The organism is Rhodococcus sp. UFZ-B548 (genome assembly GCF_903819475.1).
In the GTDB taxonomy this organism is placed as follows: domain Bacteria; phylum Actinomycetota; class Actinomycetes; order Mycobacteriales; family Mycobacteriaceae; genus Rhodococcus_F; species Rhodococcus_F erythropolis.
Window position 1 is genome coordinate 29348 of the sequence record NZ_CAIJDS010000059.1, and the last position, 17066, is coordinate 46413.

The following is a 17066-nucleotide window of genomic DNA, read 5'->3' on the forward strand; positions in this document are numbered from 1 at the left end:
CAAATCTGTTCAGAACAACCCTGTGAGAGGGGGCTCTTCCCCGGTGAGGTGATAGGCGCCGGCGACTGCCGCTTTCCACTGACGCGGATTGTGGTTCGCAGCCGTACGGGCATTACGCCAGTGACGGTCGAAACCCCACTCGCGGTTCGTAATCGAACCGCCACCGACATCGAAGAGCAATTCCGAAGCGCGAAGCGCAGACTCGATCGCGATGACGCCTGATTCGGCGACGACAACGGCTGCGCTCGCGCCGGCCCGCCGCGCATCCTCGCCCGCCAATCCCCGCAAGTTCTGGAGCTCTTCGGCAGCCGACAACACCACCGCGCGTGCTGCCCGTACCCGCGCACCGAGTTCTCCGACGGTCGCCCGCACGTACGGATCATCGACGCTCTGTGTCGCCGAGCTGTGCTTGATGGGACGAGCCTGCTCCCGCACGAACCACACCGCATCATCGAGCGCGCGCGCCGCAATGCCCGCCTGTACCGCCGCGAGATAGAGCTGCGCGAAGGAGCCCTGCCACGGATTGTCCGGACGCGAGTCCTCCGCGACGACAACCTCGTCATCCGAGACCCACACATCGTTGAACCAGGTGGAACCGCTCTGTGTCAGCCGCTGGCCGATAGCGTCGAAGTCGTCACGTCGGTCTACGCCCGCGCGATCAACGGGCACCGTGAATCGGATGATGGTGCCGTCCTCGGTGACTGCTTGCGACGAGAAGTACGTCGCGTACAACGCGCCCGTCGAATAGAACTTTCGTCCGTTGACGACATAACCATCTCCGTGGCGCCGGGCTGTGGTGGATACGCTTCCACTCGCCCCGCCGTTGCGCTCGTTGCCGGTACCCACGAACAGCGCCCGCTGGCGTAGACGCTCCAGATTGATCTCCCGAAGCGGAACGTCCTCACGACTGGCGACCTGGTTCGCAGCCAAAAAGGTCGGCCGAAGTGCCTGCGCGACATTGGAATCCGCACGGGCAATGTCGATGACCAGCTCCACGACGTCTCTGACGGTTCCTCCGCCGCCACCTTCGGCAGTGGCGATGCCGGTAAGGGCAATTCCGAGATCGGCAAGTTCACGGACTTCGCCGAACGCATAGTCACGTGTCTCTTCGCGAGCCCGAGCAGTGGCACCGAGGCGGGTCAACACCGGAGCGGCGGCTGCTCGGATTCCGGCGACGGTCACGTACCCCTCCCGACGCTCCACGCCGTGCTCCGGTACGGGTGCCGCAGACACATGTACGGCGGTCATGCAAACACCTCCGCGCTCTCACGCAGTGCGAGTGTCGAACGCAGCGTGCGCCCTATCGGTCCCGCAAGTTGAGGCACCACGTCCCTGACAAGGTCCACAATCGCAGCTTCGTCACGTCCCCTTGTCGCGAGGACAAATCCGTCGACACCGTTGTCAGGCGCCCACTGCTTGAGTTCTACCGCACTGACGGCACCGGTCAACCGCGCCAACAGGGCAACATCGGATCGCCGGCGTCCAACGGAATGAAGTGCGCCCGACAGGGCAGCGTCGGCCCCGTCGATGTTGTTGCGCTCCACGATGACCACGTCGGCAACCGCAGCGATCCGCGACCAGCCCAGAGCGTCGGGATCGGCAGCCACGACCACGGGGCGACCTTGCACCGACGCCGGTCCGTCCAACGGTCCGGCCACGCGATAGAACCGACCTTCGTGATTGATCGGTGCGATCAACGTGTCGTCGACAAAGGTGGCACGCTCCTGGTCTCCGAGCAGTGCCGCCCGCGGGAACGACTCCCACAGCCGCGAGACGATGTCCACATACTCGACCCACCGTTCGGATGTATCCGATGCCTGGGGGTCTGGGGTTGTCGCATCGCTGACCTCGTCGCCCTCCCCCGGCGCGAGGACAACACCCACGCGGCCGTCTGTCGCGCGATCGAGCGAGAGCACTCGCCGAGCCAGGTTGTACGGCGCATTGTGCGTCGTCCGCGCATCGATCAGGTACCCGAGGTGTCCGTACCGACCAGCGAGGTAGCTGCCGACAATCGAAGGATCGATCGTGCGCAGGCTGTCGACCTCGTCGACAAGTCTGATGCCACTTGCGTTCACGCTCTGGGCAACTCGTGCGATTGCATCTGCGGCGGAGACTGATACTTGTCCCGCCGACTCACCCACCGCCAACTCCACGAACACGGTCATCTGTTTCTCCTCATTCCGCGCTCACGAGCGGGTACTCGTCTGTGGTGGTGTATGGGACGCCAGGCACACCGAGCCCGAGGTGATCACGCAGAGTGGTCCCCTCGTATTCGGTGCGGAACAGGCCTCGCCGGCGCAACTCCGGCACGAGATGGTCGGCAAAATCGTCGAACCCCGAAGGCAATACATCCGGCATCACGTTGAATCCGTCGGCCGCGCCATGGCGGAACCACCGCTCGATGTCGTCGGCGATCTGTTCCGGAGTGCCGACGACTATGCGGTGACCGCCACCTCCGGACAGCTTCTTCAACAGTTGACGCAGGGTCGGATTCTCGCGCTCGATGATGCCGAGGACAACCCGGTAGAACGTCTGAGATCCGCCGGCGTGATCTGGATTTCTCAGTAGCTCAGGAGGAATCGGCGCATTGTCGTCGAGTCCGTCCAGGGAGAATCCGAGTTGTCCGGCAAGCCGATCGCGGGCGTACGCATCGGGCAGCAACTCGTCGAGGAGTTCGCGGCGCGCTGTGGCCTCCGCCTCCGTGCTGCCCAACACTGTCGACAGCCCGGGAAGAACGACCACCTCGTCCGGGGAACGACCGAACTTCCTTGCACCTTCGCGGATCTCGGTGCGAAATGCTCGCGCCTTGTCCAGGTCCTGTTCCGCGGAGAAGATCACTTCACCGATCTGCGAGGCCAACCGCTTTCCGTCACTGGAGCCTCCTGCCTGCACTATAACCGGCCGTCCTTGCGGTGATACGAGTTCAGTTCGCGCTCCCCACTTGGTGACCACCTGGTCGACCACACTCGCGGCTCGGCGATAGCGGAGACCGTGCTCCGGCTCGCCAGTATGGCCGAAGTTGCGCGCTGCGACCGGCCCCGCTGTTGTCACTACGTTCCAACCGAATCGCCCGCCGCTGACGTAATCGAGGTCTCCGAGTCGCCTGGCGATTTCCTCCGGATCGTTGTACGAACTCGACAGTGTCCCGATCAGTCCGATCTTCTCGGTCTGTGCGGCCACCCGCGCCAATACGGTTGTGGGCTCCAGGTTGTTGCCGGATCGGTGCCTGATACTCGGGTCCAGTAGAGGTCCGTCGGCGAGGAAGACCGCGTCAAGCTTGGCCGCCTCGGCCTTCTTGGCGATCGCTGTGTAGTGCTCGATCGTGTAGCTCGCCAGCGGGTCGGTATCCGGGAACCGCCAGGAACCTCCGAACACACCGGCATTGAGGATGTTGACGTTCAGGTGCAGTTGCCTGCTCACGACTGAGCCCTTTCGATGTCACCGTCGGCATCGGCGACGGACGGTCGATCCGCGTAATAGCCTGACACCGGCGCGTTTCCGTTGACGTAGTAGTCGCCGATGACCCTCGGCTTGTAGATGACCGGGTTGTGCGACGCGAGGGTGCGCGCGTTCCGCCAGTGCCGATCGAGATGTACTCGCGCGCGAGCCGTTGACGAACCACCGGCATTGAAGGCATCAGTGGCACTGGCAAGGACGGCGTCGATGACCGCCACCTGCGCTGCAGAGGACTGGATATAGGCATCGGCGTAGTCGGCTTCGGCGCCAGTGGCATGCGCGTCTTCGAGTCGCCGCGCGGCGTGACCGAGCAATGTCTCGGCGGTGAGCGTGCGGGTGTAGAGCGTTCCGACAACACCGAGCACGTCCGGATCGGCTGCCGCGTCCTGAGTCAGCGCATGTCGGCTGGTGCGGGTTCGATTCCGGACGATGTCGACGGTCTCGGCAAGCACACTGCGTGCAATCCCGACCAGGTTCGCCAGATGCACGATCTGAACGAACGAGTCCAGTCCGCGCAGAGATTCGGTGTGGCGGCCGATCTCACCGTGGGACTCCACCGGGACGTCGGTGAAAACTGTTGTACCACTGCCAGTCTGACGTTGCCCGACGCCGTCCCAGTCGTCAATGTGGTCCACGCCCTGGTGCCGGGCGGGCAGCACCACGAACTCCCGGTGCCCGTCGCCGTCCACGACCGCCGCGCGGATGTAATCCGCGAAGCGAGAGCCGGTCGAGTAGAACTTGGTGCCGGAGACTACCTGTTCGCCCGCATCGCTCTTCCTGACCCGCGTGGTGATCGTGCCCCAGCCCGAGCCTGTATCCAGACCTGCCACACGATCGGCCGGCTCCGACTGCGCGTTGCCGAATACCGCGCCGCCGGCGACGGCGGCCAACCACTGCCGACGCACGTCAGAATCGGTTTCCGACCGCAAGATCTCGGTAGTGGTGAAATGCCCACGCCAGATCTGCGGCACGTTGGAATCGGCTTGGCCTGCCTCCGCGAGCAAGGCGAACAAGGTGGGTAGGTCGACGTCGAATCCGCCGTACGCGCGGGGTACGCGCAGCTTGCCGAATCCGGCGTCGGCAAGCTCCTGTACCAGCTCGTACGGATGTTCACCGAGAAGATCACGCTCACCGGCACCTTTTGCCAGTTCGCCGAAAATGGACCGGAACCGAACCAGTGCGGCTTCGAGTGTGTCGGGTCGAGTAGTCATGAGATTCCTCGGGTAGTGGTGAGTTCGCGTCCGGCGATCGCGTCGAGCAACCGCACGGTGTAGTCGTCCGTCGGATTCGAAAAGACCTGTTCCACAGAACCTTGTTCGACGATTCGTCCGCGCTGCATCACCGCGACTCGGTCGGAGATTGCGGAGACAACGGACAAGTCGTGCGAGATGAAGACATAGGTGAGACCAAGGTCTTCTTGGAGACGCTGTAAGAGTTCGAGAATCTGTGCGGCTACCGATACGTCCAGTGCCGAGATCGGTTCGTCGAGCACGACCACTTTCGGTTCGACCACAAGCGCACGGGCGATCGCCACGCGTTGGCGTTGGCCACCGGAGAGTTCACGTGGATGACGCCGCGCGAAATCCGCCGGAAGTGCAGCGGCTTCCAGTGCGGCGGCCACCCGGTCGACGTTGCCTCGGCGCCGCCCCCACCGCGCCTTCTGAAATGACCGCAGCGGCTCTTCGACCACGTCGAAGACAGTGAACCTGGGGTCGAAGGACGAGTACGGGTTCTGGTACACGATTTGCACGTCCCGCCGAAGTGGCCGAAACTCCGCACGACTCAGTGCTGTGATGTCGGTGCCCAGCACGGATGCGTGCCCCGACGTCGCGTTGGTGAGGCCCGCGAGGATCCTGGCGGTGGTCGACTTTCCACTACCGGATTCGCCCACGATCGAAAACGTCTCGCCCTGCTTGACATGAAACGAAATACCGTCCACGGCAGGGACTTCACCGTAATCCTTCTGCAGGTCGGTGACCTCGATAACCGTCTTCCGTGCCGCGAGCACAGAGCGTCGATTCTCGCGCAGCGGCAACCGTGACGGCACGCTGTTCAACAAATGCCGGGTATAGGCGTGCTGCGGATTCGCGAGAACCTCCGCTGTCGATCCGACTTCCACCAGATGTCCGTTGCGCATGACTCCGATGAGATCGGAGCGGTCTGCGGCAACACCAAGATCATGTGTCACCAGAACCATGCTCGTCGACGACCGAGCCCGCAGACTGTCGATGAGATCGAGAACCTGCTTTTGCACGGTCGCGTCGAGTCCCGATGTGGGTTCGTCGGCGATGATCAGATCGGGTTCCGCTGCGACTGCTGCCGCAACAAGCACTCGTTGCCGCATACCCCCTGACAGCTCATGCGGATACTGCCGATATCGGCGTTCGACATCATCGAAACCGACGAGCCCGAACAGCTCGTGAATACGTTCACGCCGCGCATCCGCGTCGAGGTCGGTGTGAAGACGCAACACGTCTTCGACTTGAGGGCCTACCCGCCGGACCGGGTCGAGGGACACTGTCGGGTCCTGCGGAATCAAACTCACCGACCGGCCACGAATATCGCGCCACCCCTTGGGGTTCAACGCGGTCAGTTCTCGGCCGCGGAAGGTGACCGAGCCCGAGATCACTTCTCCGTTCGTGGGGAGCAGGCCGAGGATTGCGTGGCCGGTGGTGGTTTTACCCGACCCCGACTCCCCCACCAGAGCCAGGACTTGGCCGGGGTCGACGTCGAAGCTGACATCGTGCACCACCGGTGCGAGGGTGCGATTCGTCCGGTAGCCAACGGTAAGGCCCTTGACGGACAAGACCGGATCCAGGCTCATCCTGAGCTCCTTGCCGTGAGGTGACGAGAGATGTTGTTTGTCGCCAGAACCACCGCGATGATGGTGAGCGCGGGGTAGAGGGTGAGCCAGCCTCGGGTGGCAATGAACTGTCGTCCATCCGAAACGAGCAGTCCCCATTCGGGATTCGGCGGTTGAGCGCCTAGCCCGAGGAAGCTCAGCGAGGCAATCCAGATGATGGCGATGCCGAGCTGAACGGCAATCAGCGAGACGGTCGGCGCCAGCGAATTCGGGATCACGTGGCGACGCAGAACCGTGAAGGTTGTTGCCCCGCTGGTGATCGCGGCCTCGACATAGTTACTTGCCCGCACTTTGAGGACCTCGGATCGGATCAATCGCGCGAAGGTCGCCGCGGAGGTCAGGCCTACCGCGATCGCGGCGGGGATCAGACCTGCCTGTCCGGCCTTTGCCGTGTACACCACCACGATTGTGATAGCCAGCAAGAACCCGGGGACCGAGAGCACCACGTCGATGAGCCGCATCACGACGGTGTCGACGAAGCCGCCGAACCAGCCAGCAACTGCGCCGAGCAGCGAACCGACGATCACGGCGACAGTCACCGCCATGCTCGCGCCCAGCAACGACGCCCGGGCGCCGTAGACAACGCGCGCGTACATGTCACGACCGAGAAGATCGGTGCCGAACCAGTGTTCACTCGACGGCGGCAACAGCTTACGGCTGTTGTCGATGGCAATCGGATCGAAGCTGGTGAACACACCTGGAAGCAGCGCCCACAGTACCGCGAGCATGAAAATCGCGGTCGACAGAACCAACCCCCAGTTCCGGGCCGCCCATTGCACTACTTCGCCGACGTTCGACGCGGCTGACGCAGGCTCCCCTGCACCCGGCGAGGTCGTGTTGCGCCCCGTCGTGTCTTCGAGAGTTGCGGTCATGGCATCGACACCTCCGCCGGCAAGCCACGCTGAACCGAAACGGGTACGGATACGGGTACGCCGCCGGCTGCTTTCACGCCGAGACCGGGAAGCACGATCTTCGCACGGGCCCGAAGAGACGTAAAGCGTTGTCTTCGCCCGTCGACCAGAATTCGCGGGTCGATGAACGGGTACGCCAGGTCGACCGCAAGATTGACTGCCACATACGCCAAAGCCGCAACCAACACCACTCCCTGCAGCACCGGGAGATCCTGGGTACCAACTGCATTCACGGTCAGCTGACCGAGCCCCGGCCGGGCGTAGACGGCCTCGGTCACCACAGATCCGGCGATCAACTCACCGCAGGCAAGTCCGAGAAGCGTCAGTACCGGCAATGCCGAGTTTCGCAACACACCCCGCTGGAAGGCGTACCCCTCCCCAGCGCCCTTCGCCTGCAGCACGTGAACGAACGGCAAGTCTCGGGTTGCAGCAATCGAGGTAGTGAACACCTGCGCCAACGGCGCCGCGATGAGAACAGCCAATGTTGCCGCCGGCGCCAGCAGCGCCAGAAACGAACCGTCGTCGGACGACGGAATCACATGCAACTTGAACGACAAGAACTGCAGCACAAGGATACCCACCACAAACGTGGGCACCGAACCGAACAGTGCCGGAACCGAACCGACCACACTTCGCACCGACGCCCAGGGCGCGTAGTTCGCCACCACCGCGACGACAGCAGCAAGAACGAGGCCGAAAACCAGTGCCAGACCGGTGAGTTGGATAGTGCTCGGCAGCACATTACCGATAAGACCGGTCACCGACGTGCCGTTGGTGAGGGAATACCCCCAGTCTCCTCGCAGGATTCCACCCAGACCACTGACGTACTGTTCCAGTAGGGGCCGATCGAGTCCGTAGTACTCCACCAGCGCCCGCGCGGACTCCGGGGTTAGTTGAGCCTCGGGGTTCTGAATACGGTTGTTCACCGCGTCGCCGGGCAGCGCACTGAGGAGGAAGAAGGACAGCGTGTAAGCGGCCCACATCACCAGAACCGACTGTCCGATTCGTTTCAGGATGTACGTACGCATTCCGCCATTGCCTCTCACTGGGAAACCCACGTGTCGTAGAACCACGACCGGCCAGTGGATTCAGTGGCAAAGCCGTGGACGCTGGGAGCGAGGCCGAAGACCTGGGTCTCGTCGTAGAGCGGTATCGAGTAGCCCTCGGCGAAGATGTGGTCTTCGATCGCCTGGATCGCTGCTTTGCGCTCGTTCGGATCGAACGCGGACGACTGCGCAGCCAAGAGCTGATCGAACTTTTCGTCCTTCTGGAAGTTTTTCGTCCCGTTCTGGCGGTCACTCCCGTACGACGTGCGCAGAACGCTGGGCTCGGCGGTGGAGGTCTGGCCTTGCGTGAAGTACCAGTCCGGCGCGGAAGCCAACTGGGACTCGTACTCCGTCAACGACGGTCGGGTCAGTGTGACATCGACACCGGCCTTGCGCCACTGCGACTGCACGACCTCCAAAACCGACTGCGAGACCTGATAGTAGGGCGCGACCCGCAATTGGAAGGCCAAACGCTTACCGTCCTTCTCCCTCACCCCGTCGGCTCCCGGCTTCCAGCCCGCCTCGTCGAGCAGGGACTTGGCCTTGTCGAGGTCGTAGGTGAGATAACTGCTCGCGTCACCACGCAGCGGCGTTCCCTGAACCAGCGCGCTCGATGGAACTGGGTAGTTCGGGGAGAGCACAGTCTGGTTGATCTCTGTGCGATTCGTGGCCGCCTGCAGAGCGAGCCGGACCCGCTTGTCCTGAGTGGGTGCCTCCGGATCCTTCAACTGAAGGGTCAGGTCGTTGGTCTCGCCCTGCACCGCGATTGGGAGCAGAACCCCGCCTCCCGCTGTCACGGTCTCCTCGTCGTACGGCGCGATGTTGCGTGCGACCTGCGCCTCACCCGACTGCAATGCGCCAACCCTCGTCCCGGCCTCCGGAACGGTCTTGAACACAATCCGCTCCAAATACGCTCTGCCTGAGTGACCGGAACCTTCAGGCGCCCAGTTGTAATCGTCGCGTCGCACGAGGGTGACGCCACTGGTTCCGTTCACCGACTCGACCACAAAGGGGCCAGTTCCCACCCAGTTGCGAAGATCGCTCTGGCCGTTGAGGTCTCGATCCAGAAGCGATTGCCCGAGGATCGAACTGGCCCGATAGTTCGACAGAATCTGAATGAAGCCAGCATTCGGCTTCGACAGCTTGACAACAACCGTCTGATCATCAATCACATCGGTTCCCACGTAGTCCGTCCAGAACGGATCCGCGGTGATGCCCTTCTGCGGATCGCCGATGCCGTGCTGATCGAAGTTCGCCTTGACCACCCCGGCAGTCAGCGCAGTGCCGTCGCTGAAGGTGACGCCCGGTTTGAGCGTGAACGTGTACGTGAGATGGTCATCGCTGATCTGGTAGGACTGTGCCAGCCAGGGCCTGTATTCGCCAGTCTCCGGGTCCTGCCAGATCAGCCGCTCAGCAAGATTGTTGGACACCTGACTGTTCGACCAGAGGGAGTTCGTAGGTTTCCACGCCGCATAATCAACGGGGTCGTAGAAGGTCAGTGTCCCGCCCTCCACCGGCGTGCCGGTGGTGTCGTCCGACGCCGACGCTCCAGCGCAGGCGGCAAGCGCTACGGCCAGTATCGTCGCCGCCGCCGCAGACTTGACGACACGGTGGAATTTATTGGTGAACACGAAAGTTCGCCTTTCTTGAAAGGGCGTCGGGGAGAGACCATACGATCACCGTCGCGACTGAATATGGCACGCAGCTGTCGCGGGTCAGATAGACACTGCATCAGAGTCAACCCGATCCCGGAGCCCACGTCACCTCTTGCGTTCACCGTGATCACAAACTGGCGAATCGGTCTCCCCCGCAGTAGATTCCTTCGTAGGAGTACACGCGATCATGGCGAAGACCTCTCCTCGACTCTCCCCACATCGATCCCATCCTCGTTTCGGCGCAACCGAAATCCACACGTAGAGAGGAACCGTGCCTGTATGACTGTCTCCGAACGCGCCACACGCGCGGCGACGCAGACAGTTACGTCCGCCGACACTCATCCGCTGGTTGCCAGTGCCCAGCAGTATGCCAATGCTGTATTACTGCCCACCGCGCTCGAGACAGATCGGCTAGGTGTGACCCACGAGCGCATCGCCGAGTTCTCCGACCTACAGCTGTTGAATCATCTGGCACCAGCCGAATTCGGCGGGGCGGCTCTCGATCGCTGCGGCGATCGCCTCCTCCACGAAGTCCTGGCGGGAGCCTGTCTGAACACGTGGCTGGTGTGGGCTCAGCATGCTCCAGTTGTGGGGCGACTGGCCGATGCGCACGCGGGCGGAACCGAGTTGCCCTCTATCGGCTACGAAATTCTCCGCGGGCGCCTCCTTACCGGCGCAGCGATCAGCGATGTCCGGCGATACCCCGACCACTTCATTGCGGCGACTCGCGAATCGGCTGGCTGGACGTTCTCCGGCACCGTATCGTGGGTCAGCGGTTGGGGCCTGAATACCGTGTTGATGGTGGCTGCAGTCGAAAGCTCGACCCGCACCGTTGTGACCGCGTTGGTGCCGATCAGCGCCCGCATTCGGTCCGCCGATCTGGAGTTGAGCGCCGTGGCCGGTAGTCGAACCGAACGCGTGACATTGTCCGAGGTGTTCGTGCCGCAAGAGAACGTCATCAGCAAGGTCCCGTTATCCCAGTACCGCACAAGTGATTTGAGCACTGCCAGCGATGCCCGGCCACATCATTTCGGGCTCGCCGAGCGGGTACTCGGCGAACTCGAGCAAGCACATCCATTTTCCCGTGAGGTCGCGGACCTGTGGCGCCCGCGGATCGCGCAGCTTCGGGCCGATGCCTACGCGCTCTCCGACGCAGCCAAGGGCACGGGGAACGAGAGGCACCGCATCGATGAGCGGCTCGCGGCAAAAGTAGCCATGGGCGAAGCCCTCGTCACCCTCACCCACGCGCTCGTCATTGCCCGAGCGGGGCGCGGCATCGTTCGCGACAACACCGCGCAGTTGTACGCACGCGCAGCCCTCTTCGTTTTGGTGCAGGGACAAACAGCCGAGGTACGCGACGCCCAATTGTCCCATCTCGCGCAGTAAGCACCTACGCCGAGCGGACAGTCTCCGATCAGATCAGGAAGAATCAATGAGCACCGAATTCCTCTGGTACATCCCCAACCAGGTTGACCCCGGCCACCGCGGCGACGACACACAAGCCGGGCACAACAGCCTCGACACCCTCACTCGTCAGGCACTCGCGCTGGAAGAGAACGGTTGGACCGGAGCTCTGCTCGGTGCCGGTTGGGGCCGTCCGGACACCTTCACAGTTGCAACGGCACTGGCAGCCAGGACAACCACATTCGAGCCACTCGTCGCGATCCGCCCCGGATACTGGCGGCCGGCACATTTTGCGGCGTCTGCGGCGGCGCTCGACCACCTCACCGGCGGTCGCGTGCGGGTCAACATCGTATCCGGCAAAGACGATCTCGCAGCTTACGGAGACACCGATGGCGATCAAGCGAATCGCTACGCTCGGACCCGACAGTTCCTCCAACTCGTTCGCAAACTGTGGACCGAGGAGAACGTGACCTACCGCGGCCAGCATTTCCACGTGGAGAACTCGACCATTGGGCCACGCATCCAGCCCAGGCCAGGCCGACCACACCCGAAGCTCTACTTCGGCGGCGCCTCCGAAGCAGCCGAGAATGTCGCAGCCGCCGAGGCCGATGTTCAATTGTTCTGGGGCGAAACACTTGACGGTGTCGCCGAACGCATCGACAGACTCACAACGCTCAGTGGAAGGATCGAAAGAGAACACGCCCCACTCGAATTCGGCTTGCGCATCACGACGTTTGTCCGGGACACCACCGAGCAAGCGTGGAAAGAAGCCGAGGAAAAGGTAGCGCAGATGGCGGCCCGCCAGCGCGACGCCGGTACGAGCGAATCGCTCGCGCAGAATCCGCACCGTCGTACCGCCGTGGGACAACAACGCCTGCTCGATCTGGCCAGCCGCGGGGAAGTACTCGACGACAACCTCTACACCACCCCCGGCAAGGTGGGCGGTGGTGGTGCGGCGACCACCTGGCTGGTCGGTTCCGCCGAAGACGTAGCGAAATCGCTTCGTAAATACGAAGATCTCGGAATCAGCCACTTCGTTCTGTCCGACACCCCGTACCTGCACGAGATCGAACGCCAAGGCAACCAGTTGCTTCCGCTACTTCGCGGATGACCGCCGAGACCGACACTCCAACTACTCTCAGCCCCAAGTACCGCCGCCATCTGGTGATGGTGTTCGCGCTCACGAATACCATCAGTTTCATCGCGATGATCCAGATCCTGCCGGTAGTTCTCATTCCTATCGCCACCGATCTCGACGTCTCACGCACCGCGGTCGCCGGGGCCTCGACGATATCGACTCTCGTCGGCGGACTGGCCGCTTTGCCGATCGGTCGCATCCTTGACCGCCGAGGTGGACGCACGCTCATGGCCACCGGCTCACTGATCGGGGCGTGCTCGGTGCTGATGTGGTCGCAAGCGACCAATCTGGTGTCGCTGTACGCGGCTTTTGCGCTGATCGGGCTGGCACTGGCGATGTCGACATACGAGTCGACGTTCGCCGTGATCGTGGTTGCGACCGAAGCGCATCAACGAAATCAGGCAATTCTCACCGTCACGATGATCGCCGGCCTGTCCACTTATCTGGTATATCCGCTCCTCGGTTGGATGAACAGCGATTTCGGCTGGCGCACCACCTTGATCATCCTCTCGGCCATCCTCGTCGCTACAGCCGTACCCGGGCATCTATGGGCCGTACCGTCGCGCGCCGCGCATCGCAACCGCGTCCGGACAAGGTCAGGAACGCCTTTCGGTGCAGCACTGCGGCAGCGACGATTCTGGTTGCTGCTGATCGCCTTCGTCGCTCAGGCAGGATCGGCATCGGCATTCCTCCTACTCGTGATCGCATACTTGCTCGACCAAGGCCACTCCGTTGCGGTCGCAACATCAGTGCCCATCGCCGTCGGTGTCCTGCAGATTCTCTCGCGGTTGATACTCACAGTGGCGGGTACCCGCCTGGCCATCACACCGGTCACGTCGTGCGCCTTCGCCATACAAGGGTTCGGCCTACTGTTGCTTCCACTGGCGGGCTTGTCGATACCCCTGACATTGCTGTGCGTCGCGGCCGTGGGTCTCGGACAAGGCGTCGGAGTCATCGCACGGCCATCGATCCTGGCCGACAACTTCGGCGTGACTCACTTCGCGAGTGTCCTTGCCGCGATCACCATCCCGACAGCGCTGGCTCGCGCCGGCTCGCCGTTGCTCGGCGCGTGGCTCGCCGATTGGCGGTTTCTGGTGGTCTGCGGCGTACTCGCATTGGTGGCCGCCGTCGCCCTGCTCCCACTCCTCGAATTCAAATCCTCGGACTACACCCGACGAAACAACACGTGAAAACCAATACTCGCACCGCTCGTGACATGGTCAACGCCCGTACTTCCTGGAAGGTGTCCGGCAGAGCAAGCATGATCGCAAAGAGATGATGGACTCCGCAGAAGAGCCCCGACACGTCCTTCAGGTCAAGCAGTACCTCATAGCGCCATTTCCCTCCACGGCGCACGAGAATGTTGATGGCGCCGTCGCCCAACCATACGAACAGTTCGACGACAACCACATCCGCGACTCCGTGCCGCTGCTCGTTGAACGTCGCGCCAACAAACCCTAAGATCTCACGCTGCAGCGTAGCGGACAGGCAGGCAGGCAGCGCCACACGAGGGACAGTCGGCCAGGTGAGCCGCGATTCAAGCGCGGATTGTGGCATGAGATTTCGTTCAGTAGCCGGTTTCGGGTAACGCGCCACTTCGCTGAACAGGATATTGAAGCGTGCTCGTTGAGGCAGGAGAGAAGCCCCTTCATTCCGCAAACTCCGGGCAGGATGGCGCTGGCGGGCAACCTCACGTTGCCGAAGAGGATCTCAGAGGCGACCGATACCCGCACTTCCTGACCGGACTCTCCGTGCGATGACCCGACTCTCTCGTTATCTGTTCCATACCCGATGATTTGACAACACCATCGACACCACGACACCGGGTGATCAACCCGGTACTGTCAACTTGTCGGGATCGATCGGCCGGGCAGCTGAGTGATCAGAGGAACAGGTGGGTGCCCGGCACAGAATCGACGAGGCGTCGCGTGTACTCGTCGACGGAATTGTCGAGAATCGTTGCTGTCGAACCAGTTTCGACGATCGATCCGTGCCGCATCACTGTCACCGTGTCGGCGATCAGGCGTACGACACCGAGGTCGTGGGTGATGAAGAGGTACGTCAACTTGTACGCCGCCTGCAGATCCACGAGCAATTGCAGGATCTCCGCCTGAACCGACACGTCGAGTGCGGATACCGCCTCGTCGAGGATAACGATTTCGGGGTTCAGGGACAGGGCTCGGGCGATCGCGACGCGCTGTGCCTGTCCGCCGGACAGCTCGCCTGCCCGGCGGTCTGCATACTTGCGGTCCAGTCGCACACCGTCGAGCAGTTCCTCGGCAATCACGCGGCGCCGTGCGCGGTCGATGTCCTTGCGGTGCACCCGAAGTGGTTCGGTGATCAGGTCGGCGACCGACATCCGCGGGTTCAGGGAGGAATAGGGATTCTGGTACACGAACTGCAGGCGTCTGCTCAGCCGGGTGCGATCCCAGGTGCCGCTCTGCCCGAGTAGCGTGACCTCGCCTTCGTCGGGTGTGCGTAATCCCGCGACGATCCGGGCGATCGTGGACTTTCCTGCCCCGGACTCACCCACCAGCGAATGGGTGGTGCCGGTTGCGACGCGGAAGGAGACGTCGTCGGCCGCGACCACCGGTTCTGCCTTGCTGTGCGCGGCGTGGAACGTCTTCGACACACCCATCACCTCGATCGCATACTCGGAGGAGGCGCGCTCCTCGGAGGCGTGGGGGGTGAGCGCGTCGACCCGAATCGGCCGCGGGGTCAGGGTTCCGGTCTGCAGGCCGGGAGCGGCGGCGAGAAGTCGTCGCGTGTACGGGTCGGAGGCGCGGTGCAAGAGGGTGTCGCTGCTGCCTTCCTCGACTACGCCGCCGTCACGCATCACCACGACACGGTCGGCGCGTTCGAGCGCGACACCCAGGTCGTGGGTGACGAGGAGGATGCCGATGTTCAGCTCGGTCCGGAGCCGGTCGAGGTGGTCGAGGATCTGCTTCTGCACCGTCACGTCCAGCGCGCTGGTCGGCTCGTCGGCGATGAGGAGTGCCGGCTCGCCGGACAGCGCGATCGCGATCAGCACCCTCTGCTTCATACCGCCGGACAGTTCGTGCGGGTATTTGCTGTAGATGCGGTCCGGCACGGCAAGACCGGCCAGTTCCAGGAATTTCAGCGCGTGCGACTTCAGGTTGTGCCGCTGCGCGGACGTCGTGAACGGAAGCAGCCGGCTGCGTCCGAGACGGTATTGTCAAGTTGTCTGGTGTGCAACTGTTTTCGGGCACATCACGCCATCACGCCGAGCGACGTTCAGGCAGCGAGGACCTGTTCTGTGACCTGATCCCACACCTGAAATCGGGCGGCAATTTCGGTGCGGTGATCGGTGGCGGCCATCCGGTGGCGGGGTGGGCGGAAGTGCGGCGAAATGCGACTGAATGAGGCCAGAAACCTCTGCGCTGAACCGACAGAGCGGAACCCTTTCATCGCGCGTTCACGTTGTCGGGTCGGTTGATGGGAGTTCTCGCACCGATTATTCAAGTACTTGTTTTGCCTGTGCTCAGTTGTCGACATCGTCTTCCGGTGCGCGACCTCGTAGCTGCGGAGTTTGTCGGTGATCAGTACCCGCGGCGGGTGGCCTTGTTTCTTCAGTAGTTTCCTGAAGAACCTGTTCGCCGCCGTGCCATCTCGCTTCGCTTGGATGAGGATGTCAAGCACGTTGCCGTCTTGGTCGACAGCCCGCCACAAGTATTTTCGGACTCCGCCGATCTTGACGAAGACTTCGTCGAGATACCACTTGTCGCCAGTGCTTGGTTGATGTCGGCGAAGCCTGCGGGCGTATTCGGGTCCGAACCTCGCGCACCAGGTGCGGATCGTCTCGTATGTCACGTCGATCCCGCGCTCAGCCATCAGTAGTTCGATCTCGCGAAACGAAAGCGTGAACCGGTGGTACAGCCATATGCAGTGGGAGATGATATCCCGAGGAAACCGGAACCCTTTGTACGTGGACGACACCTACAGATCATCCCAGATCAGGCATTTTCAACAACTTGACAGCACCCGTCGAATTGTTCGTCCGCGAGCTTTTCACTCATCTCTGAGGGCCCGTCGGCATCGTGCGACCACCTGGCTAGACCGCGAGCAATGCGCGCAAATCCGACTTGGAACATAGCTGAGGAGATGAGATGGTTCGCTCGCTCGTGCCGGGAGTTGTATCCCGGGAGAGACTCAAGGTGGCGCGCCACCTCGTTCGCCAAATCTTGACCACTCGTGTTTGCCATGGTGGGCCCTCTCGATCATTGTCGTGATCTTTGGTGCGTCAGTGCCTGCCTGGAAGAACGACTTCGTCCTCTCGTTTATCGCCTCGGATCCCTTTGAAAGCTGGGTGCCTGAGGCTACCGCCGACATATTCTCGATACTCGACGTCACACACCAATACAGGTTCAGCCCAACGGCATTCACGTACATTTCCTCGCGGAGGAGCAACTGCGAAGGGGCTGGTGGGCCGTTCGAGTTCGATGAGTTGATCGCGTAGCTCGCGACGCTGACGATCGGTGAAGCCGCTCCCAATATTCCCTATGTAGATGAGCGCACCTGAGAACCCTGTGGAGTTGCATCGGATGCACGCGATTCGAGGATTCTCCCTGGCGA

Annotated in this window: 15 protein-coding genes; 4 read left to right on the plus strand and 11 right to left on the minus strand. The window is 62.5% G+C overall.

Features of this window, described 5'->3' with window-relative positions; genetic code table 11:
• Positions 1-9: 9 nt before the first annotated feature.
• The 8 genes from H7C86_RS31975 to H7C86_RS32010 are packed head-to-tail and all read right to left on the minus strand — an operon-like array spanning position 10 to position 9907.
• On the minus strand, positions 10-1248 hold the full coding sequence (locus H7C86_RS31975) for an acyl-CoA dehydrogenase family protein (protein ID WP_182262994.1): 1239 nt from the start codon (positions 1246-1248) through the stop codon (positions 10-12).
• On the minus strand, positions 1245-2165 hold the full coding sequence (locus H7C86_RS31980; protein ID WP_182262995.1) for an LLM class flavin-dependent oxidoreductase: 921 nt from the start codon (positions 2163-2165) through the stop codon (positions 1245-1247). The genes H7C86_RS31975 and H7C86_RS31980 overlap by 4 nt, the downstream gene beginning before the upstream one ends.
• 10 nt (positions 2166-2175) lie before the next feature.
• Positions 2176-3420 (minus strand): LLM class flavin-dependent oxidoreductase, encoded by a 1245-nt coding sequence (locus tag H7C86_RS31985; protein ID WP_182262996.1) that lies wholly within the window; start codon positions 3418-3420, stop codon positions 2176-2178.
• Positions 3417-4667, minus strand: coding sequence for an acyl-CoA dehydrogenase family protein (locus H7C86_RS31990; protein WP_182262997.1), 1251 nt, complete (start codon positions 4665-4667; stop codon positions 3417-3419). Before H7C86_RS31990 ends, H7C86_RS31985 begins: the two co-directional genes overlap by 4 nt.
• The gene (locus tag H7C86_RS31995; RefSeq protein ID WP_182262998.1) at positions 4664-6280 is read right to left on the minus strand and encodes an ABC transporter ATP-binding protein; all 1617 of its coding nucleotides are present in this window, start codon (positions 6278-6280) and stop codon (positions 4664-4666) included. Before H7C86_RS31995 ends, H7C86_RS31990 begins: the two co-directional genes overlap by 4 nt.
• Positions 6277-7191: an ABC transporter permease gene (locus tag H7C86_RS32000; RefSeq protein ID WP_182262999.1), complete on the minus strand. Its 915-nt coding sequence runs from the start codon at positions 7189-7191 to the stop codon at positions 6277-6279. The genes H7C86_RS31995 and H7C86_RS32000 overlap by 4 nt, the downstream gene beginning before the upstream one ends.
• The gene (locus tag H7C86_RS32005; RefSeq protein ID WP_182263000.1) at positions 7188-8258 is read right to left on the minus strand and encodes an ABC transporter permease; all 1071 of its coding nucleotides are present in this window, start codon (positions 8256-8258) and stop codon (positions 7188-7190) included. The genes H7C86_RS32000 and H7C86_RS32005 overlap by 4 nt, the downstream gene beginning before the upstream one ends.
• 14 nt (positions 8259-8272) lie before the next feature.
• A complete protein-coding gene (locus H7C86_RS32010) occupies positions 8273-9907 on the minus strand; it encodes an ABC transporter substrate-binding protein (protein WP_182263001.1) in 1635 nt (544 codons plus the stop codon).
• A 303-nt stretch (positions 9908-10210) separates the two neighbouring features.
• On the opposite strand from H7C86_RS32010, the gene H7C86_RS32015 reads away from it, so the two are divergent.
• The 4 genes from H7C86_RS32015 (at position 10211) to H7C86_RS38035 (ending at position 13934) form a co-directional block, all read left to right on the plus strand.
• On the plus strand, positions 10211-11317 hold the full coding sequence (locus H7C86_RS32015; RefSeq protein WP_182263002.1) for an acyl-CoA dehydrogenase family protein: 1107 nt from the start codon (positions 10211-10213) through the stop codon (positions 11315-11317).
• A gap of 46 nt (positions 11318-11363) precedes the next feature.
• Complete coding sequence (locus tag H7C86_RS32020) at positions 11364-12446, plus strand: LLM class flavin-dependent oxidoreductase (protein ID WP_182263003.1); 1083 nt, start codon at positions 11364-11366, stop codon at positions 12444-12446.
• Positions 12443-13663, plus strand: a complete 1221-nt coding sequence (locus H7C86_RS32025; RefSeq protein WP_182263004.1) for an MFS transporter — start codon at positions 12443-12445, stop codon at positions 13661-13663. The genes H7C86_RS32020 and H7C86_RS32025 overlap by 4 nt, the downstream gene beginning before the upstream one ends.
• A gap of 88 nt (positions 13664-13751) precedes the next feature.
• On the plus strand, positions 13752-13934 hold the full coding sequence (locus H7C86_RS38035) for a three-helix bundle dimerization domain-containing protein (protein WP_397517283.1): 183 nt from the start codon (positions 13752-13754) through the stop codon (positions 13932-13934).
• 421 nt (positions 13935-14355) lie between these two features.
• Here the strand turns inward: H7C86_RS38035 and H7C86_RS32035 are convergent, their stop codons facing one another.
• The 3 genes from H7C86_RS32035 to H7C86_RS32045 all read right to left on the minus strand — a co-directional run bounded on the left by H7C86_RS32035 (position 14356) and on the right by H7C86_RS32045 (position 17046).
• Positions 14356-15645, minus strand: a complete 1290-nt coding sequence (locus H7C86_RS32035; RefSeq protein ID WP_310649168.1) for an ABC transporter ATP-binding protein — start codon at positions 15643-15645, stop codon at positions 14356-14358.
• An 83-nt stretch (positions 15646-15728) separates the two neighbouring features.
• Complete coding sequence (locus tag H7C86_RS32040) at positions 15729-16430, minus strand: IS6 family transposase (protein WP_182263006.1); 702 nt, start codon at positions 16428-16430, stop codon at positions 15729-15731.
• Positions 16431-16734: 304 nt separating this feature from the next.
• The gene (locus tag H7C86_RS32045; RefSeq protein ID WP_310649169.1) at positions 16735-17046 is read right to left on the minus strand and encodes a hypothetical protein; all 312 of its coding nucleotides are present in this window, start codon (positions 17044-17046) and stop codon (positions 16735-16737) included.
• Positions 17047-17066 lie beyond the last annotated feature (20 nt).